Here is a 19,573-nt window from a genome sequence, read left to right as displayed (position 1 = left end):
ACCTGTCATCAATCAGGAAAAAGGCGGTTATTGTGAATATTGTTAGGTTTGGGTCATCTTTATAATTGTTACATTCCTACGTCATGTCCGGAAGGGCTGCTCTTTGCGTCCTGCTCCTTCGGGGTGAACGGCCACCAGTTAGCCCGGCCGAAGATACGGACCATTACCGGTACGAAGAATGGTAGGAACAGGAGTGCGTAGAGCACAAGTCCAACCAGGACAACCGTTGCGATCTGCATCATGGACAGTACGCCGGACGGATACATCGCCGCAAAGGTACCGCCAAGAATGACCACCGCGGACAGGATCACAGTACCCATATTGCGCATGGCATGTAAGATGGCATCCTGAACATTCCAGGACTTGTTCTCGTTGAAGCGCGCCATGAGGAAAATGCTGTAATCCACCCCAAGCGCGATCAGCATGACAAAGCTGAAGAACGGCGTGGCCCAGGTAATGCCGGAATACCCGAAGCCATGAACGAAGATCATCTCGGTTACGCCGACAGCCGTAAAGTATGTGATGACCAGTGAGACAATCAGATAGATCGGCATCACGATGGAGCGCAGCAGCACGACCAGGATAATGAAGATTCCGCTCAGCATGAGAATCACGGTACGCGCGTAGTCTTCATTCGATATGTTTTGCAAATCGTTATTCGTGCTGGTAATGCCGCTGATAGCAACCTCGGCATTCTCCAATTTCGTGTCTTTTACTGCGCGATCTACCGCGGATTGAATCTGTTCGACGCTGCCCAGCGCCTCTTCGCTGTACGGATTGGTTGCCAGAACCACGTCCAGCGTCATCACTTTGCGGTCCTTGCTGAGATAGGTATCGAATACCGTCTGGAATTCTTTATTCTCAAGGGCTTCCTGCGGAATGAAGAACCCGCTGAGCTCTTCATCCTGAACGTCCTGGATCTGCTGCAGATAATCCTGAGCGGAATGCAGTCCGTCCGAAATTTGCTTCAATCCGTCCGCGCTGGAGTTCAGTCCTGCCGTAAGCTCTCCGATCTGGCCGGTTAGATCGCCAAAGCCGTCGGCAAGCTGCTTCTGCCCGACCTGCAGCTGGTCCAGACCGCCCGTAATGGAAGGAATTTGGTTCACGATCTGTCCTTGCCCGTTAGCTGCCTGCGAAAGGCCGGATTGCAGCTCGGCGATACCGGTCACGAGCTGCTGAAGACCGTCGGCAAGCGCCGTTTGCCCGGCGGCTGCCTTAGCGTAGCCGGCGTTTGCTTCCGATAAGCCGGCAGACGCACCTTTAAGCTGCTCGGAGATTTGTCCTAACCCTGCTGCCAGTTCGGCTGTGCCTGCAGCTGTTTGCGTAACGGTACCCTTAATGGTTTGATAGTCGGTATCTTGAATGAGTTCCGGGTAATTGCTCTCCAATCCCGTGAAGGAGCCTTCAAGTCCACTCAGTGCAGCCGCCACGCCGCCCAGTTGCTCTTTAAGTTCGGCAACGCCGCCGTCAAGAGCTGCTAATCCGGTATCAAGCTGTTTATAACCTTGAAGAAGCTGGGCATGGGCTGCAGCTAACTCTTTCGCGCTTTTCGCAGCTTGGGCAAGCCCGGTTTTGAGTTCGCCTGCGCCTGCGCTTCCGCTTTGGATTCCTTTTTGAATGGCGCTGAGGCCTTGGCCAAGCTCCGTAATGCCGTCCTTGAGGTCGGCGGTTCCCTTGGTCAGCTCTTTGGCTCCCGCTGCGGCTTCATTCAGCTTCGGCGTATTCTCGCTGAGCTGCTTGCCTGCTTCGGATAGTCCATTCTGGATTTGGGTCAGTCCGTCTTTGGACTCTCCCAATCCTTCATTTAACGTTTTCACTTGCGTTGGAATGAGGAAATCGTTGATCTGCTCACCGGTTGGACGGGAGAGCCCGCGTACGCTGGATACGCCATCAACCTTTTCCACTTCCCGGCTGATTTTTTCCGCGAGTCCCATGTATTCTGCCGTATCCATCCGGTCATCGTTCTTGATCACGATGGTGGAAGGCAGCGATTGTCCGGGACCGAAGCTATCCGAAATAATGTTAAAGCCCTTGACTGAAGCGTAACTTGGCCCGATTTCCTCCAGGCTGTTAAATGACAGTTTGCCGCTGTATGTAGCCAAGAAAGGGGCCACGATCACAGCGACGACAAGCAATGCCGCCCAAGGGCGCTTAAGAGAGAAGGAACCTGCCGCTCCCCAAAGCTTATTCTCGCTATGCTCCAGCTTGCCGCGTGACGGCCAGAAGAGCTTCTTGCCCAGCACCGCCATGAAGAATGGGACGACTGTAACCAATGCTAGAAGCATAACGGCAATGCCAATTGCAACCGCAACTGCGGATTTGTACAGAATGAATTTGGATAACCCGATCGCTGCAAAACCTACAAATACGGCAAGCCCGGAATAAAGCACGGTGCCGCCGGCTTTTCGGTAAGTCTCAATGATGGCCGATTTGGTATCCTCCGACGTGGTGAGTTCTTCCTTAAACCGGCTGATCAGCAGGATGCAGTAGTCGGTTCCGATCCCGAACATGACGGCCACCATAAAGATCTGGGTGAAGGACGATATCGGGAAGTTGAATTGGTCCACGAGAAAAGAAACGACTGACTGTGACACGATATAACTGAGACCTACGGTCAACAGCGGTACGAATGGTGCTACGAAGGAACGGAATACAACGAATAGAATGAGGAGAATAAAGACAACCGTAATATATTCCGTTTTCTTCAGGCCTTCCTCCGAGCTGACGATGGTATCTTCATTGATGAGACCTTCGCTTGTCAGGTAATGATCGGCTTGAACGCCTTCCAGCACCTGATCAACCTTCTGGGGCAGAGCTTTCACGGCTTCCTGGCCGCCGCTGACCTGAAGCGCGACCATGATGGTCTTGCCGTCTTTGGCAATCAGCGTGTCTTCCAGCTCCGTTTGCGTGAACGGTTCATTGATGGAATCAATATGGAGGCTTTCTTTATTGTTGTTTAAAGCTTGAACGCCCTCTCGGATACTCTCCTTATCCGTTTCGCTTAACCCATCGGGTTTATTGAAGACGAGCGCAACCTGGTGCAAGGTCTCCCCGCCTTCGCCGCCGGAAGCTTCCTTGAGAATTTCTGCGGCCCGCGACGAGGTGTATCCGTCAGGAACGGATAACTGCCCCTTCTCCCGGACCAGGTCCGACATGGAAGGTGCGAACAAAAACAGCACGACTGCCGCAATCAGCCATAGAACGATAAGGGCCCATCTTGCTTTCAGTATGGCTTTCAATTCTTTCTCCCCCCTGATTCAAACATCAATTGCCCCAGCTTCTCGAACATCGAGATGAACATTTCAATATCTTTTTCTTCAAAATGCTGCAAGTAGGGGGAGATGATCTCCCGCATCTGCTCCTGGGCGGATTCAAAAATAGATTTTCCGTATTCCGTTACATTTAGATATACCAGCCTTCGGTCCGCTTCATCTCGGGTTCTGTCAATAATGCCTGCATCCACGAGACGATTGACGATGGCGGTAATCGAGCTCTTGCCAACGGCGAGTGTCTCCGCCAAATGGGACGAAGTACAGTGATCCATGCTGTTGATTAAACGCACAACCTGAAACTGGTCATTGGTCAGATCCTCACCAAGATGCTCCCGAATCTGGGCGTTGATCCGCCGGGTGACCAGCAGATAGACATCCACATATCGGTCGATCCATTGCTTTGCCTTGTCGTTCAACAATAGTTCTCCTCTCGAATAGTTCACGTGTAATATAGTTTCATTAATGAACTATATGGCAGGAGTAAAAAAAAGTCAATGTCAGTTTGACGGCACATGCAGCAGCCTGCCTTGGAATGCCAATCCCTCGGCAGGTCTGCTTGAGCATTTTGTAAGAATGGGGCAATATCCGAAAAAAACAGGGGAGAACAGGCATTATCTTGGATAATACGAATATCCCGGATATTTTACGACAGGCCACTTTTCTTTGCGCAGAGCATCGGTGACTTCGGATCCGATTCTCAGGTTATCCTGGGCCAGGTCGCGAGGGGTCAAAGCCATCCACTGATTCAAGGAAATATCCTCGAATCGGTCGCTTTTGAACATCTCCAGAAACCATAAAGACTCGGTGCCCGTGTTCTGTATGTAGTGGCCAAAGGCAAAGGGCACATAACCGACGTCGCCGGCCCTGTAATCAAATGTCCGAGCCACCCCATTGCCTGCAAATACGGTCATTCGTCCTTGTCCTGCAAGGTAATACTGCCATTCATCCTGATTCGGATGCCAATGGAGCTCTCTCATCGAGCCAGGTTTAATCTCGACGAGTGCGGCTGCAACGGTTTTGGAGATCGGAAAATTGCTCGAGTCGACAATCCTTACGGAGCCCCCCGGGGTTACGATAGGCTCCTGTGCCAGCAGCCGGTGCTTGAAGCTGAGTGGCACCTGACCATATGGCGACTGGATCTCCTGACTTTCGAGTGAACCCGGTACCTGATCCTGAAAAATATAAACCTGTTTGTCCGGGATATGGTCAAAAGCGCTCTCCGGTATGCCAAAGTTGGCGGACAACACATCCTTCGGCGTGTGGGCAAACCAGTCGGAAATCGACAGGGTGTTCAGATCCGAGAAGTGACCATCGTCAAACACAAGCAGAAATTCACAGCCTCCCTCCAGTCCCTGGATGGAGTGGGGGAGACCGGCGGGAAAATACCACAGATCACCCTGTCCCACATCCGCAATGAAATTTCTTCCGTTTTGATCGACTGACGTGATTCTGGCGCTGCCCCAGATCATGTAGGACCACTCCGCTTGCTGATGCCAATGGAGTTCCCGAACGCCGCCGGGCGTCAGGCTCATATTCACACCGGCCAGTGTGGTGGCAATCGGGAGATCCCGTATCGTGATTTCCCTCGACCAGCCGCCATGGTTCAGCTGCATATGCGTGTCGGAGAACGACACCCTCAAATTGGGCAGCAAGCCCGAATCCGTGACCGGAGGCACAAGCATGTCGGGATTCTGCATATCCCTCATTACATCCCGCGGACCATAATCCGGTCCGCCTGCTCCGTCACGGCGTATCGGTTGAGGCACATGGTGTTGATTTCTTCGGTTCTGGTTCTGATTCTGATCGTCCATGAATGCGTATCTCCCTCCATACGTTTTTTTCTCGCAAAGTTTCCGTTTAAACTGCTATCTATTATGGTTATGAGCCAGCGCTTGGCTTATATGAAGATTTTTGTGAGGTACATGAAGCAGCTTGTTTTTTTTATCTTGCATAAATTTCAATTCGTACCCGATCACAGTCTGCCAAGGTTTGATATAATCATCTTGAATCAGTGAAAGTTCTATTTTCTCATTAGCAAGGAGGTATTTTCCATCCATAACGATGAGCAACATGATCCAAAAACATCTATCGAGCTATTAGATGATACCGTTGGCCCTGCCCCCGAAGATGAAGTTGAGGGTTGGAACACGGAGGACGACAATGAAGATGATGAGCTAAATACTCCCCCCAAAAGAATATGGATCAAAAAAACAATCATTATTTTGCTGGTCATGCTGCTATTCGGCAATCTGATCGCGTTTGTTCCGCAAATTTATAATCTTCCGTCACTTCGGTTTTTGAAGAAGGACTCACAATTATCGCAAAATGAACAGATCCAGCATTATAAAGAAGCCGTTGTCAACATAAATGCCGGCGATCGGAAAGGCACTGGCTTCAATGTAGCCGCAAGCGGCCTCATTATTACGAATCAACATGTAACGGAAGATGACAAAGTTGGCACTGTTCAATTTCTTCATGGTAAATCATATCTCGCAGATGTTATCGTCAGTGACATAGAGCTCGATATTGCCATACTTCAGATTAGAGACAATGAGACCGACCTGCCTACACTTCAACTAGAAACAGAGACACCGTATCAAGAGGGCGAACCTATAAATGTCATCGGAAATCCGTTATCATTCAACCGAATCGCCACTGAAGGTATCGTGCTAGGATTAACTCCAACAGCTAATCGAGAGCTTCCCATGCTCATGATACAGGCGCCTATCTATAACGGAAACAGTGGCAGCCCTGTAATCAACAAGGAAGGAAATGTTATCGCTGTTGTGTTTGCCACTACAACTACAACACGGGAAGATCAATCGATTACCGTTGGGCTCGCCATACCCATCGATTATTTGCAGAAATATGAAAAGATAATGAGAGTGAATCTCCAGGCCGAATAAGTATCCCCCGTCATCTTATCTTTGTTCCAACGTCATCTATCTTTTTTGCACATTCATGATAATCTTCCAATTGTTCATCAGGAAGCGGCAGAGCGAGTAGCCAGTTGGAGGACCGCACGGACGGGCATATGGACATTTCTCATCAAAGGATTGAAGCTAGACGGACCTGTGCTGCTGCCAGTGGAAGAGGATCTTCCGTACTTGGCTCGGCCATTTACCCCTGAGGAGAAAGCACAAGCGTTGCAGGCGGCCCGAAGCTGGGGGCTGGATCAGATAGAAGACACCGCGCCAGTCTCCTTCATTGGCACAGGCGCCACTCTGAACGAGGCGACCGCCAACGGGCTGCAGCGGGCAGCAATCGTTTTGGGTATTTCCGTGCCGGAAGTGATGAACCGGGCTACGATTACTGGTTCCATCGACATCGGCCGGGATCCGGGAGTTATCACCGTCACCTTCCTGGCACCTGTTCCGCTTCTTGAGCAAGCAGGATTGGCGGATGTGGTGCTGGAACACTACCAGTTGAGATATTAAACGTTACATATTTCTTCGGATTGGCGCCATTTGCTTCCCGAGCGTCAGACCAAACCAAACCAGAAACAGAACGATGGGCAAGGCGATCAATGTTCCAATAATGAGCGCCGCGGTATCAACGATACCTGCATGCAGAAAGCGATAGAGCGCATAGATCCCATAAGGAATCTCAAGGAACGCGGCTGTAAGGACACCCGGGGTGTATGTCTTAAGAGCAATCGAAGCTCCCACGTGTTTCACACCATCCAGCAGGAAAACCGCAACAAAGCCGGCAAACAGCACGTTGAATGGGCTGCCGATTTCGGCGTTAAGAGCCGTAAGGAACGTTACACTGGTGAGAATGAAGCCGATTAGCAGTACGGCAAATGTGAATTGCAGGGTGATGTGTTTATCCCATGGAATGGAGACAGGCGAGAATTTGGAGATCCAGGGGTTATTCTTGTTCTTCCTGAGCCACCATTCCATCGTGGCAATCTCTTCTCCATCGTGAATGAAAAATACGACCGGCAGCAGCCACAGTATCATATTCAGATTCCAGTGTTGAATGAGCGATAACGTCAATTCCATAACTCCCTTCGGTATTTAATATATATGGCATCTACAGAAAACTGAGTATACACTCAAAATGAGAGCATGAAATAAGCTGATGCAGCGATGAATCTCGGTACTGCTATCAGCTTTTTTCATTGCTGTGTGTAACATCTTGTCTGATGAACCGGATTATGACTGTCCATTCCATCCGTGCATCAGCAGCCGGACAAGCTCACGAATATACGATTCGTCTCCGAGCGGGAGCGCCTCCTTCCCGAAACGGGATTGGAGCATAAAGTAAACCAGGATGGAGGAGGTTATCATCATCATCGCAACCTGAATCGTATGTTCAGGTTGATGTTTCGATCCCGCCGCCTGTTTGAGTATGCTGCTGCCTGCTGTCCCGAAGCCACCGATCAGCCGAGACACCTCATTCGATACTTCGGCATCCTGTATTAATTCGGGTGACCAAATGAGCATTACGTAGTCCATGTTAGCCCTGAGAAACTGGAGGTACGTCAAGCCGTATTGAAACAGGGCTTCCTCCGTAGGCAGCTTTGCCAGTTCCCGGGCATCCTCTTGAACCTGCGGTACAAAGGAAAAATTGTTCACGAGATAGAGCAGCAGCTTGCGCTTATCTCCGAAGTGGTAAAAGATCAGCCCTTCGGCTACGCCGCTTTCGGCGGCAATCTCTTTGGTTGTCGTCGCATGAAATCCCTGCTGTGAGAACAGCTTCAGAGCGGCGTTCAATATCCGTTCCTTCTTGGCGTTTCGATTGTTTGTTGTCGGCATAGGCAGATGGCTTCCTTTTTTGATTAAATGACGAATCCCATATACTGAGTGTTTACTCAAGAATATTGTCATTTCCAGGTATTGTCAAGGCTCGAAATATCAAGGCATGGAATGTTCTAAATTTTAATTGTTGTTGATAATAATGAAGGGAGGATTGATTGGAGCATGCTGCATATGTGATGGAGAACAGGAGAATCACATAAATTGCTTGTCTATTTTTCGGCATGCAGTTTATGTGTTTTTTTGTTCTCTTTTTTGCGAATCCTTACGTTTTTTTTCGAGTGGCAGAGAGAAATTTTCGAAGAAAGGGGTATGTTGGTTGACTAGAAATGAAAGCGTTTTACATGACAAGAAACCTAAGAGTGCAGCGATAAGAAAAAAGCTATGGGGTGAGCACGCTTTAGCCTATGGATTCTTGGCACCCTCCATCATCGTGTTTATTATGTTTCTGTTCTATCCCATGCTGAAATCGATTTATCTTAGCATGACCATAACTGATCCCCGAGGCCAGGTTGTCGAATTTGTATGGCTGGAGAACTTTATCCGGCTTTTATCATCAGGATCATTCTATAAGAATCTTGGCGTAACGCTGATGTTTATTTTGTTTACCGTGCCCACCTCCTTGATATGGTCGCTGTTTCTTGCCGCCATTACCCACAACAAGCTGCGAGGGATGAAGGTGTTTCAGTTTGTCTTTTCATTGCCGATTGTCATTTCCGTCGGGACCGGCTCGATTATATGGTTTTTGTTGTTTCATCCTACGGCGGGCATGCTGAACTATTTTCTAAGCTTCGTTCATCTCGGGCCGATCCCTTGGTTAACCGATCCTTCCTGGGCTCTGATCTCGATCTCGATCATGACGATCTGGATGAACATGGGGTTTCTGTTTATTGTGCTGTCCAGCGGTTTACAGGGAGTTCCGGAGGAGATATACGAGAGCGCCAAAATGGACGGCTCCGGGCCGATCCGGACCTTTATCCAAATCGTACTGCCACTGCTGTCACCTACGATTTTCTTTGCTTTGATTGTATCGGTTATCGGTGCATTTCAAGCATTCGGGCAAATTCACATTCTGACCAAGGGAGGTCCGATCAACTCCACCAATGTCATGGTTTACTCCATTTATCAGGATGCCTTCGTCAATTTCCGGTTTGGCATCGGCAGCGCACAGGCTCTGATCCTGTTTGCGATTATTCTGCTCCTTACGCTGCTGCAGTTTAAAGTTCTGGAAAAGAAGGTGCATTACCAATGACCCTGCGCGGAATTACGTCCCTGTTTACCTATCTGCTGCTCATCCTCCTGTCTTTGATTGTGTTATATCCGCTCATCTTCACGGTGTTCTCAGCCTTTATGACCGAGAAGGAGGTAGCTAATTTCCCACCACCGCTGTTCCCGTCGAGCTTCTATCTGGGCAATTTTACGGAGGCCATCTCCGGCTTCCCGATTATTCGCTTTATTCTGAACAGCTTCATTGTCTCGTCGGCCATCATGATCAGTCAGGTCATTACATCAAGTCTGGCCGCATATGCGTTTGCATTTCTTAATTTTAAGGGTAAGGCACTGCTGTTCGGACTCTTCTTGTCAACGATGATGATTCCTTGGGAAGTCACGATTATTCCGAATTATCTGACCATTAAGGATTGGGGCTGGATGGACAGCTACCAGGGATTGATCGTGCCGTTTATGGCAGGGGCCTTTGGCGTGTTTCTGCTGCGCCAGTTTTTTCTGCAGCTCCCGCGTGAGCTGTTTGATGCGGCCAAAATCGACGGGTGCGGTCATATCCGCAGTTTTCTGTCCATGGTGCTGCCGTTGTCCCGGTCTTCCATTGCTACCTTGGCGGTGTATACCTTCCTCACGCACTGGAATCACTTCTTGTGGCCGCTTTTGATCACAAACCAGGCCTCGATGCGAACCGTACAGATCGGGGTGGCTATGCTGCAGCATGCTGAGGTGATGTCATGGAACCTGATTCTGGCCGGCGTGACCATCGTGCTGATTCCTTCCTTTGTGCTGCTGGCTTTTGGCGTCAAACAATTGGTGCGCGGAATTACCGCTGGTGCGTTGAAAGGTTAGTGCGGTGGTTGGCCTGTCATATGCAGGTTTATCATAGGAAGCATTTTACGAACGAAAGGAGAGGGAATCGCGGATGAAAAAAAGAACGAGGTTGGTAAGTATCGTGTTAGCTGCGATCATGCTGCTGCTTAGCGCGTGTAACATTAACATGGGTGAGGAGCCTGATAAGGGGACGGATTCCGTACCAAAGACCGATGTTGGTGTTCAAAAAGTGGTGTTCTGGCATGCGATGGGAGGAGCTAATACCAAGGTGGTTGATCAATTGGTCGCCAACTTTAACGCTTCACAGGACAAGGTGCAGGTAGAAGCGGTGTATCAGGGAACCTATGATGACCTGTTAAGTAAACTGAAGGCGTCGATGGGAACAAACGAGGGACCCTCCGTGGTCCAGATGTACGAGATCGGCAGCCGGTTTATGATCGATTCCAAACTAATTACACCCATGCAGGAGTTCATTGATGCGGATCAGTGGGATGTGTCGCAGCTAGAGCCTAACATCAGCGGGTATTATACATTTGAGGATAAGCTTTATTCCATGCCTTTCAACTCCTCTAATCCGATACTGTATTACAATAAAGACTTGTTCAAGGATGCGGGGCTCGATCCGGAAAGTCCGCCTAAGACGTTTGAAGAACTGAAAATCGCGGCAGACACGATATCGAAAAAAGGGAAGGCGGTTGGAGCGAATTTTGCTATATACGGCTGGTTTATGGAGCAGTTGTTTGCCAATCAGGGTGCGGAGTATGTGAACAACGGCAACGGCCGAGACGATCTGGCGACCGAGTCACTAGTCAATACCGAGCCTGGCGTAAAGGTGCTGACTTGGTGGAAGGATCTGATCGATTCCAAGGCAGCCAATAACCTGGGACGTAAAACCGATGATTCCAAGAAGGCATTCTCGGCCGGTCAGGTCGCCATGATTCTGGACTCAACCGCAGCATTGAAGGGACTTGTGGATAGCTCGGAAGGCAAGTTTGAAGTAGGCACAGGCTTCCTTCCGAAGCCGGAAGGAGCGGAAGAAGGCGGTGTTATCGTGGGCGGAGCAAGCCTGTGGATGATGAACAGTCGTCCTGAAGCAGAGCAAAAAGCCGCATGGGAGTTCATTAAATTCCTGACCTCTCCATCGGAGCAGGCATACTGGCATATCAATACCGGGTACTTCCCGATTACCACGAAGGCGTATGAGGAAGAAAGCGTGAAGGAGAATCTGAAGAAATTCCCGCAATTCCAGACAGCCATTGATCAGCTGCACCAGACGAAGCTGGTTAAAGCGACCCAGGGTGCCGTGATGGGCGTATTCCCCGAGGCAAGACAGATTGTGGAAGGGGCGATTGAAGAGGTGCTGAACAATAAAAAGTCACCGCAGCAGGCACTGGACGACGCAGCGAAAGAAATTACGACCAAGATTCAGGATTATAACCGTACCGTGAAGTAGCATAGAGGGGAGCCTCAGGAGAGACAGGGAGTAACAAGCCGATCCATCAGGATCGGCTTGTTGGTTCGTGGCATGAATGCTCAGCCAATAACGATTCACCGGGAAGTTTCGCTTAAGCGATACATTCTTAGAAAGAAATCCACCTCAACCGCAAGCGACGGAATCATGAGTACCTGCGTTCTCTTGAGGCTATACTGGTGGTGTTTGAGTTTACAAAAGAAACGCGAAAGCGTATACTCAGACAAAATAATCGTTAATTATAGTAACTCACCGAATAACAGCCACTTCGTGAGGAAATTCCCTTCCTCGTGTTAACACTCACATTTAGGGCGTATAATAACGTTATTCGAAGCTGAATGCCCCTATCCCGGAAGAATGCGATTAATCGCGCTTATCGGATGGAGGGCGTTTTTTCATATCATGCCGGACATAGACAGGGGATAGACAAGATGAGCAGATTGACTAAGGAATTGGCGCAAGAAATTGTAACGCGGACGATGCAAGTGATTCATTATAATGTGAACGTCATGGATGAACGGGGGCGGATTATCGGTTCTGGCGACCGCTCGCGCTTATATCAGAAGCATGAAGGGGCGCTCATTGCGATTGAGAGGAAGGGTCGCTTCGAGATTGACGAGGAAAGCGCGCGCAAGCTGCAAGGGGTGCTGCCCGGTACGAATCTGGCCATTCACTTCCAGGGCGAAGTTGTTGGGGTCATCGGTATTACCGGCGATCCGAACGAGGTGACCAAGTACGGCGAGCTGGTGAAAATGACGGCGGAAATGTACTTGGAGCAAGCAGATCTGCTGGAAAAAGCCCAATGGGATAAGCGGATGAAGGAGGATTTCCTTCAGTCCATCATTCATGCGGACGGCGAGGATAACGCCATGCTGCGCCTCCAGGCGGAACGGATTGGCTTCCATCCGGATAAAGCGCGGGTTGCATGCATTATGGAGCTGATCGGTGCGCAGGACGCGAATTCATTGTCTACCCTCAAGCAGGTGATTGAAATATTGGAAGGTCGGCCCGCCATCGACCTGATCGCCATTCACAATACGCGCCAAATCGTGTTGTATAAGCCCCATCTCCACCCGCGGGAGCCGAACGCCGATATATGCGAAGGCATCCGTCACATTCGCAGGCTGCTGGAGGAGAAGCGGATTGCGCCGCTCCGCATTGCGGTTGGCAAGGCGTATTCCGGCATCGACGGCTTAATCGCGTCTTACCGTTCCGCGCAAGATACGATGCGGGCGGGCCAGGCGATATACCCGGGGCAGACGGTATACTACGGCGAAGATATGCCGAATGAGACCGTGGCAGCGAACGTTACGCCCTCGTGGGTGGCGGAAGAGCTGCAGCGGCTATGGCGGCGGTTTGCGCAGGAGGATAAGAGCGGGGAACTTCAGCAGACGCTGGAGGCCTATTATGATGAGAACGGCGAGCAGCAGCGCATCGCCGAGCGGCTGTCGATTCACCGGAATACGCTTCGCTACCGACTGCAGCGCATTCATGAGGCGACCGGCAAAGACCCGAAGCATTTTCGCGATTTATATACGCTAATGACGGCCCGCTGGCTAAGCGCGCTGAAAGAGAGGAAGCCGGAGAGTGACGGCGTCTGGAAGGAACATGCATGATTTGTGCATTTGAACAAAAAACACGCTCAATAAAGCGCTTTATTTCATTTTTATGCATGATGAAGCGCTTTCACATTACAGGTACAGTAATAGTATAACGAATTGAGACAACACATTAGGGGGTCTTGACTATGGACGTATCTGTAACTGTACTTGGTGCTTTGACGGCATTGGTTGTGGCGATTGTGCTTATATTGCGTAAAGTCCCTCCTGCCTATGGCATGATGATTGGGGCACTTGCCGGAGGGGTCGTCGGCGGAATCGGGCTGGTTGATTCGGTGAATTTGATGATGGATGGCGCGAAGGGCATGATTCCGGCCGTGCTGCGCATCCTGGCAGCCGGCGTGCTTGCCGGCGTCTTGATTGAATCGGGCGGCGCGAAGACGATTGCCGAAACGTTGATTCGCAAGGTCGGCGAGACGCGTGCGCTGTTTGCGCTGGCGTTCGCGACGATGGTACTGACGGCGGTCGGCGTATTTATCGACGTCGCGGTCATTACGGTGGCGCCGATTGCGATCGCGATTGCGCAGCGCGCCGACTTGTCCCGCATGGCGATATTGCTTGCCATGATCGGCGGCGGGAAGGCCGGCAACATTATGTCGCCGAATCCGAACGCCATCTCGGCGGCAGAGGCATTCAATATTCCACTGACATCGATGATGATGGCAGGAATCATACCGGCTGTCCTTGGGCTTTTTGCCACTTATCTGATCGCGAAGCGCCTGTCCAAAAAGGGAACGAAGATCACGGGCCAGGAAAGCGTAGACGACGGCGCTCAGCAGCTTCCGAGCTTCCTGGCAGCAATGATGGCTCCGATCACGGCGATTGTGCTGTTGGCGCTGCGCCCGATTGCCGGCATCGTCATCGATCCGGTTATCGCGCTGCCGGTCGGCGGGCTCGTTGGCGCCTTGTGCATGGGCCGCATCAAGCAGATCAATCAATTTGCGGTATCGGGCTTGGGCAAAATGTCGGGCGTGGCTGTCATGCTGCTCGGCACAGGGACGTTGGCCGGCATTATATCGAATTCGCAATTGAAGGATGTCATCATCGACAGTCTGGCCTCCTCCGGCTTGCCGGCTTACTTGCTTGCGCCGATAAGCGGCGCGTTTATGTCCTTAGCCACCGCTTCGACAACAGCAGGTACCGCAGTCGCCAGCTCGGTGTTCGGCTCGACGATTATGGGGCTTGGCGTTGCTTCCCTGGGCGCTGCGGCGATGATTCACGCCGGGGCGACCGTCTTCGACCATATGCCGCACGGCAGCTTCTTCCATGCAACGGGCGGAAGCGTCAACATGGTGATGAAGGAGCGACTGCGCCTTATTCCGTATGAGACCGCAATCGGTCTCGTCCTGGCCGTCGTATCGACATTGGTGTTCGGCGTGTTCGGCTGGTTCTTGTAATCTACGGCAAAATGATTGTTCAGGCAGTTGGTTAAGACTGATGGAGAGGGAGTGGAGAGAATGAAGGTTGTAATTGCTCCAGACTCATTTAAAGAGAGTTTATCCGCATTAGAGGCATGTCATGCCATAGAGAAGGGAATACGCGCCGTGTATCCCGAAGCGGATATCGTCAATGTGCCGATGGCTGACGGCGGGGAGGGCACGGTGCAGTCTTTGGTGGATGCGACAGGTGGACGATTGGTTCACCGCGAAGTGACGGGACCGCTTGGCACCCCCGTGACCGCGTTCTACGGCATACTTGGTGACGGAAAGACTGCGATTATCGAAATGGCGGCCGCCTCGGGACTAGCGCTTGTGCCGCCGGAGCAGCGCAATCCGCTCGCGACGACGACGCGCGGCACCGGGGAGCTTATTACGTCGGCGCTGAACGAAGGCGTCAGCACGATTATTCTCGGCTTGGGCGGCAGCGCCACGAACGACGGCGGCGCTGGCATGGCGCAGGCGATCGGGGTGCGGCTGCTTGACGCCGATGGCTCGGAAATAGGCCATGGCGGTGGAGAGTTGCATCGCATTGCCCGCATCGATACGGGCGGAGCCGATCCGCGGCTGAAGCAGGTTGCCTTCGTGGCCGCGTGCGATGTGGACAACCCGCTGACCGGAGAGCGCGGCGCCTCGGCCGTATTTGGCCCCCAAAAAGGGGCCGATCCAGCCATGGTACAGCAGCTTGACGGCAATCTCGACCATTATGCGGCGATGATTAAGGCATGCTTGGGCCGCGACGTGGCCCAGATTCCCGGCGCTGGCGCAGCCGGAGGGCTTGGCGCCGGTATGCTCGCTTTTTTGGCCGCTGAGTTGAAGCGGGGCGTGGATATCGTTATCGAAGCGACGGGGCTGGCTTCGCAAGTGAAGGATGCGGATCTCGTCATTACGGGAGAAGGCCGCATAGACGGCCAGACGATTTACGGCAAAACGCCGATGGGCGTGGCCAAGACGGCCAAGCGGTACGGAGTGCCGGTCATCGGCATCGCGGGCTCGCTTGCGGACGGGCATGAAGCTGTGCTTGAGCATGGCATCGATATCGTGTTCACGATTGTGCCCGGCGTATGCAGCCTGGACGATGCGATAAGACAAGCCGCCGCCAATATGGAGCGTACAGCGCGCAATATGGCGATGACGTTAAAATGCGGTAGCAAGTTGGCTTGAATAAGATGACGATTAGAGGCGGGCATGATGGAATTCGAGTATAGGATTTGATTGACAATCCTGTTGCTTTGGCACTAGGGTATAACGTAAACATCTAAGAGTGGTACTTAAGGGGTCGTCCCATAAGTAACTGCTTACTCGATGAGACGGCGTCGAGACAGTACCATCCCAAGATGCTCACCAAAGTCATCGTCTACGCTTACACACAACGGATCTAGAATTACGTCAAAGAGAGAAATGGCGGTACAGGGCTGATCTCCCTGGAACCGCCATTCCTTTATTTTGCTGTTTTTTCATCTATTGACCGCCGCCGGGATAGGCACTCGCAAAGATTCGTCCAAACGTGTTGATGGCTTCATTGAAGATGCAAACCAGATGGTGCCTAAGGGATATCTTCCTCCAAATCCATCAATGGTTTGGATAGCACCTCCATTTTACCGAAAAACGGTTTCTTTGCGTCTAAAAAAGTAAGAAATCTGCATGGCGTAGCGGAGAGGACGAAACGATTCCGGACAAGCGTCAGCGCTCGCCTTTGCCCCCACATTTCGTCTTTACCCAGAACCATTCCAAGAAATGTGGGGGCAGCAGCGATGGTAGTAACGATTCGTACACGGAGTGTTCTTCTAACAGCAAGAAGGGGGCCTCCCGCAAGATCTAAGATCTTTTGGGACAGCCCCTTGTGGTCGGCTTACCGTGATTCCGCGTAATATTCCACGAGGAAATCACGGAAGGCAATTGCGGCCTTGGACAAGTACCTGGATTCCAGCCATGCAATTTGGAATATGCGACGAGTCTGAGGCTCTCGAATGCTTAGCTTCGTCAGCTTTAACTCCTTGCCGCTTCTGCATTCACCGATTAAAGCTACGCCAAATCCAGAACGGACCAGATCGGCTATGGTTCCGGGGTCTTCCACCTCGCAGACGACCTTCGGCTGAAAACCGGCTTGTTTGCAAAACTCATTATTCATCTTCTGATACGGATGGCCTTCTTTATAACCGACATATGATTCTCCTGCAGCCTCGCTTAAGTGAATTTGATTTTTTTCGGCTAAACGGTGGGTGGGGGGAACGGCCAAGAACACCTCTTCGACGAGCAAAGGCAAGCTGCGTATATCCGGGTGCCGGATGGGCATGGAAGTGAGAAAGAAATCAACCTCATTATGTTCAATGGTCTGAACCATATCCTCCATCGAAGACTGGATGATATGAAAGTTGACTTTCGGATGTTTGCTTAGAAACAATCTTAAAGGCTCTCTGAGTTGCTCCATGTTGGATAAGGCCATATGAATGCGCCCATGCTCCAGTCCCGCCAGATCCTCGACTTCCCTCCGTCCTTCTTCCAGCAGCTGCAGGGCTGCTTTGGCTTTTGCCAAAAATGCTTTGCCATACGGATTGAGACGGATTTGCCGGCCTTGGCGTTCAAATAACGGAGCGCCGAGATTCTCTTCGAGTCTGGAAATGGTCTTGCTGAGCGCCGGCTGAGCAATATGGAGCTCCTCTGCGGCTTTGGTCATATGTTCAAGTCTTGCTACGGTTACAAAATACTTCAGCTGTAACATTTCCATTACGGTCCCCCCCCCTTGCTTATATACTCCAGTATATATATACATAGACAATTTTGTATTTTTTATTATCTATTGATGATTATAGAATGATCTCAGAAACAAGATCAAGGAATTCATGAAAGGATGATCGATATGAAAGCCGCTGCGTTTAGTACGATTGGACCGCCGGATGTCCTGCGTGTCTTGGAATTTGAAGATCCTCAGGCCGGTAACGGCCAGATAAGGGTTAAAGTCAAGGCTGCAGGCGTGCAACCGGCCGACTGCGGGATCAGGGGGAGCGGCTGGGCGCCGCCCGGCGTGACATTGCGGATGCCGCAAATCCTTGGTAACGAGTTCGCCGGAACGATAGATCAGGTAGGTGAGGGGGTCACCAGCTTTGAGGTTGGAGAGGACGTCATTGGCTGGTCTTTACTCGCCTGCTACGCTGAGTATGTGGTGGTCAGCACAGATCAAGTTGTACGCAAACCGGATTCCATGCCTTGGGAAGAAGCCGGAGTCTTGACCGCATCGGGGCAAACCGCTCATACGGCACTTGGGACGTTAGGGGTTGGTCACGGGGATACGGTCTTGATTCATGCGGCAGCAGGTGGCGTCGGTTCTTTTGCCGTCCAGATCGCTCGAGCCAGGGGAGCCCGGGTCATCGGAACGGCGAGCGAGCGAAATCATGATTATCTTCGTTCACTGGGCGCTGTTCCTGTTGTTTATGGCCCAGGTCTTGTAGACCGGGTCAAGGCGGCAGCCCCCGAGGGAGTGAGTGCTGCGCTTGATGCAGCTGGCGAAGAAGCGCTGCGAGCCTCGGTGGAGCTTGTCGGAGACCGGAGCCGCATCGGCACGATTGTAGCCTTTGATCAGGTAGAAGAACTGGGAGTTTGCGCGATCCGCAGTCAGCGATCTAAGGATCGATTGGCTGAACTGGTTCACTTATATGAACAAGGGAAATTGAAGATCCATGTGTCCCGGACATTTTCGCTGAGCGAAGCGGCGGAAGCGCATCGCGCCGTGGAGTCCGGGCATGTTCGGGGGAAGGTCGTGCTGCGGATAGCGATGGAGGAATGATTCGTACGTGCAGCGTCATACAAAAGACGGAGGGGCGTCCCAGACTAAGGTCCAGGAAGAAACTGGTCCGTGGCAGCGTGTTAACTTTTTCCTTCACGATATAATGGACATATACATACATAGGAATGGACGTGGAGGATTTTATGAGAAAACATAGCATGATGGCAGTGAAAATTTCATCGCTGTTGATATTTGCCGTGCTGGTCGGATGCGACGTCGCCCAAAATGCGGATGAAGCGGTAAATCGGGAGCTTGGTAAATTAGCGCAAGTCGGGAATATGGCCGGCGATTCAGCACTTGCTATCAGTGATCATGTAAAGCGGGAAGGGAAAGAGTTCGAGTTGACGACGGCTCAGGAAGTCGGCACAGCCGAGGGACTGGCCATCGACCATGCCGTAGGCAATGTGGAGCTCATCGCTGCACCCGGTGATGAGATCAAAGTGAAAACGACCGTGTGGTTTAACGAAGGCTTCTTCAAGAATGACAACATTCGTACCCAGGTTACGGAGCAGGCCGCTACTTCCTTTACGCTCAAGGACGACATCCTGGAATTAAGAACGCACCCTATGGAGGACTCCAGCAAGAGTTTATGGGATTGGTCGCAGAAGCAATTTGGCGACTCCGGATTCATGATAGATTATGTGATCGAAGTACCGGAAGACCTGCAGCATATCCGCATCAAGAATGATGTTGGGAAGATTCGGGTGAACGAATTGAAGGGGGATTTTGACCTTCAGTTGGGAGCCGGGGAAATTCAGCTCGCCAAAACGGAAATCACGGGCAATTCCAAGATCGTATCCGAAGCGGGCAGTGTTAAGCTGGACCTTGAGCAGATCGATAAGGACAGCACGCTGACGGCCAACACATCGGCAGGCAGCATCACGGCCATGTTTGCGCCGTCCATGAAATACACGCTGGATACCGAAACCGAGCTTGGACAGATTACTGGAGCAAGCCGGGGTCAGAGTGACATAAACGGCGGCGGAGCGAAAATATCCCTGACGACTGCCCTTGGTTCCATCAAAGTTAATCCATAAGCGGCACATGATAGCTAAGAGCACATGCCAATTTCCATAACGAGATAACCTCTTGGATAATCGGTGAAACTCTTTGAGTCTCCCTAATATATGGTGATTAAGGATCAAAAAAACAATCACGGATGATCTACATCCGTGA

At 51.3% G+C, this 19,573-nt stretch carries 15 protein-coding genes and 1 pseudogene; 10 read left to right on the top strand and 6 right to left on the bottom strand.

The genetic code is table 11. The annotated features are described in order from the left end of the window. Window positions 1-68 precede the first annotated feature (68 nt). The 3 genes from AB4124_RS01380 to AB4124_RS01370 all read right to left on the bottom strand — a co-directional run bounded on the left by AB4124_RS01380 (window position 69) and on the right by AB4124_RS01370 (window position 5,083). Window positions 69-3,239: an MMPL family transporter gene (locus tag AB4124_RS01380; protein WP_441970723.1), complete on the bottom strand. Its 3,171-nt coding sequence runs from the start codon at window positions 3,237-3,239 to the stop codon at window positions 69-71. Continuing rightward, window positions 3,236-3,688, bottom strand: a complete 453-nt coding sequence (locus AB4124_RS01375; RefSeq protein ID WP_076324127.1) for a MarR family winged helix-turn-helix transcriptional regulator — start codon at window positions 3,686-3,688, stop codon at window positions 3,236-3,238. Before AB4124_RS01375 ends, AB4124_RS01380 begins: the two co-directional genes overlap by 4 nt. Window positions 3,689-3,883: 195 nt before the next feature. Beyond that, window positions 3,884-5,083 carry an oxalate decarboxylase family bicupin gene (locus AB4124_RS01370; protein ID WP_441970721.1) on the bottom strand — a complete coding sequence of 400 codons (1,200 nt, stop codon included), beginning with the start codon at window positions 5,081-5,083 and terminating at the stop codon, window positions 3,884-3,886. Between the two features lie 420 nt (window positions 5,084-5,503). On the opposite strand from AB4124_RS01370, the gene AB4124_RS01365 reads away from it, so the two are divergent. Together AB4124_RS01365 and AB4124_RS01360 are read left to right on the top strand one after the other, a co-directional pair. Further along, window positions 5,504-6,178, top strand: coding sequence for a S1 family peptidase (locus AB4124_RS01365; protein ID WP_256720705.1), 675 nt, complete (start codon window positions 5,504-5,506; stop codon window positions 6,176-6,178). A gap of 96 nt (window positions 6,179-6,274) precedes the next feature. After that, window positions 6,275-6,709 (top strand): annotated as a pseudogene (locus AB4124_RS01360) (acetamidase/formamidase family protein); the annotation flags it as partial. A 3-nt stretch (window positions 6,710-6,712) separates the two neighbouring features. Here the strand turns inward: AB4124_RS01360 and AB4124_RS01355 are convergent. Both AB4124_RS01355 and AB4124_RS01350 read right to left on the bottom strand, forming a co-directional pair. Further along, entirely contained in the window at window positions 6,713-7,276 is a 564-nt protein-coding gene (locus tag AB4124_RS01355) for an HXXEE domain-containing protein (RefSeq protein WP_076324123.1), read from the bottom strand. A gap of 153 nt (window positions 7,277-7,429) precedes the next feature. Then, complete coding sequence (locus AB4124_RS01350) at window positions 7,430-8,032, bottom strand: TetR/AcrR family transcriptional regulator (protein ID WP_076324122.1); 603 nt, start codon at window positions 8,030-8,032, stop codon at window positions 7,430-7,432. Window positions 8,033-8,351: 319 nt separating this feature from the next. Between AB4124_RS01350 and AB4124_RS01345 the strand changes: the two genes are divergently transcribed. From AB4124_RS01345 to AB4124_RS01320, 6 genes are all read left to right on the top strand, one after another. Beyond that, complete coding sequence (locus AB4124_RS01345) at window positions 8,352-9,284, top strand: carbohydrate ABC transporter permease (protein ID WP_441970718.1); 933 nt, start codon at window positions 8,352-8,354, stop codon at window positions 9,282-9,284. Beyond that, window positions 9,281-10,105: a carbohydrate ABC transporter permease gene (locus tag AB4124_RS01340; protein ID WP_076324121.1), complete on the top strand. Its 825-nt coding sequence runs from the start codon at window positions 9,281-9,283 to the stop codon at window positions 10,103-10,105. The genes AB4124_RS01345 and AB4124_RS01340 overlap by 4 nt, the downstream gene beginning before the upstream one ends. 73 nt (window positions 10,106-10,178) lie before the next feature. Then, window positions 10,179-11,540: an ABC transporter substrate-binding protein gene (locus AB4124_RS01335; protein ID WP_076324120.1), complete on the top strand. Its 1,362-nt coding sequence runs from the start codon at window positions 10,179-10,181 to the stop codon at window positions 11,538-11,540. 449 nt (window positions 11,541-11,989) lie between these two features. Further along, the gene (locus AB4124_RS01330; RefSeq protein WP_441970715.1) at window positions 11,990-13,174 is read left to right on the top strand and encodes a sugar diacid recognition domain-containing protein; all 1,185 of its coding nucleotides are present in this window, start codon (window positions 11,990-11,992) and stop codon (window positions 13,172-13,174) included. A 131-nt stretch (window positions 13,175-13,305) separates the two neighbouring features. Beyond that, window positions 13,306-14,574, top strand: a complete 1,269-nt coding sequence (locus AB4124_RS01325; RefSeq protein ID WP_441970713.1) for a GntP family permease — start codon at window positions 13,306-13,308, stop codon at window positions 14,572-14,574. A 60-nt stretch (window positions 14,575-14,634) separates the two neighbouring features. Continuing rightward, window positions 14,635-15,777, top strand: coding sequence for a glycerate kinase (locus tag AB4124_RS01320; protein ID WP_339266955.1), 1,143 nt, complete (start codon window positions 14,635-14,637; stop codon window positions 15,775-15,777). Between the two features lie 688 nt (window positions 15,778-16,465). On the opposite strand, the gene AB4124_RS01315 is transcribed toward AB4124_RS01320, so the two are convergent. Beyond that, entirely contained in the window at window positions 16,466-17,341 is an 876-nt protein-coding gene (locus AB4124_RS01315) for a LysR family transcriptional regulator (RefSeq protein ID WP_441970710.1), read from the bottom strand. 132 nt (window positions 17,342-17,473) lie between these two features. On the opposite strand from AB4124_RS01315, the gene AB4124_RS01310 reads away from it, so the two are divergent. Beyond that, on the top strand, window positions 17,474-18,397 hold the full coding sequence (locus AB4124_RS01310; protein WP_441971613.1) for an NADP-dependent oxidoreductase: 924 nt from the start codon (window positions 17,474-17,476) through the stop codon (window positions 18,395-18,397). 143 nt (window positions 18,398-18,540) lie between these two features. Further along, complete coding sequence (locus tag AB4124_RS01305; protein WP_441970708.1) at window positions 18,541-19,434, top strand: DUF4097 family beta strand repeat-containing protein; 894 nt, start codon at window positions 18,541-18,543, stop codon at window positions 19,432-19,434. Window positions 19,435-19,573: the final 139 nt, after the last annotated feature.

Origin of the sequence: Paenibacillus sp. 2KB_20 (assembly GCF_052115765.1) — a bacterium.
Lineage (GTDB): Bacteria > Bacillota > Bacilli > Paenibacillales > Paenibacillaceae > Paenibacillus_AQ.
This window is presented reverse-complemented; position numbering and strand designations above follow the sequence as displayed.

What these genes read in the sequence shown, in the direction of transcription:
- AB4124_RS01370 (WP_441970721.1), bottom strand. Translation starts at nt 5,083, where the DNA reads ATGGACGATCAGAATCAGAACCAGAACCGAAGAAATCAACACCATGTG.
- AB4124_RS01365 (WP_256720705.1), top strand. Translation starts at nt 5,504, where the DNA reads ATGCTGCTATTCGGCAATCTGATCGCGTTTGTTCCGCAAATTTATAAT.
- AB4124_RS01355 (WP_076324123.1), bottom strand. Translation starts at nt 7,276, where the DNA reads ATGGAATTGACGTTATCGCTCATTCAACACTGGAATCTGAATATGATA.
- AB4124_RS01350 (WP_076324122.1), bottom strand. Translation starts at nt 8,032, where the DNA reads ATGCCGACAACAAACAATCGAAACGCCAAGAAGGAACGGATATTGAAC.
- AB4124_RS01340 (WP_076324121.1), top strand. Translation starts at nt 9,281, where the DNA reads ATGACCCTGCGCGGAATTACGTCCCTGTTTACCTATCTGCTGCTCATC.
- AB4124_RS01335 (WP_076324120.1), top strand. Translation starts at nt 10,179, where the DNA reads ATGAAAAAAAGAACGAGGTTGGTAAGTATCGTGTTAGCTGCGATCATG.
- AB4124_RS01330 (WP_441970715.1), top strand. Translation starts at nt 11,990, where the DNA reads ATGAGCAGATTGACTAAGGAATTGGCGCAAGAAATTGTAACGCGGACG.
- AB4124_RS01325 (WP_441970713.1), top strand. Translation starts at nt 13,306, where the DNA reads ATGGACGTATCTGTAACTGTACTTGGTGCTTTGACGGCATTGGTTGTG.
- AB4124_RS01320 (WP_339266955.1), top strand. Translation starts at nt 14,635, where the DNA reads ATGAAGGTTGTAATTGCTCCAGACTCATTTAAAGAGAGTTTATCCGCA.
- AB4124_RS01315 (WP_441970710.1), bottom strand. Translation starts at nt 17,341, where the DNA reads ATGGAAATGTTACAGCTGAAGTATTTTGTAACCGTAGCAAGACTTGAA.
- AB4124_RS01310 (WP_441971613.1), top strand. Translation starts at nt 17,474, where the DNA reads ATGAAAGCCGCTGCGTTTAGTACGATTGGACCGCCGGATGTCCTGCGT.
- AB4124_RS01305 (WP_441970708.1), top strand. Translation starts at nt 18,541, where the DNA reads ATGAGAAAACATAGCATGATGGCAGTGAAAATTTCATCGCTGTTGATA.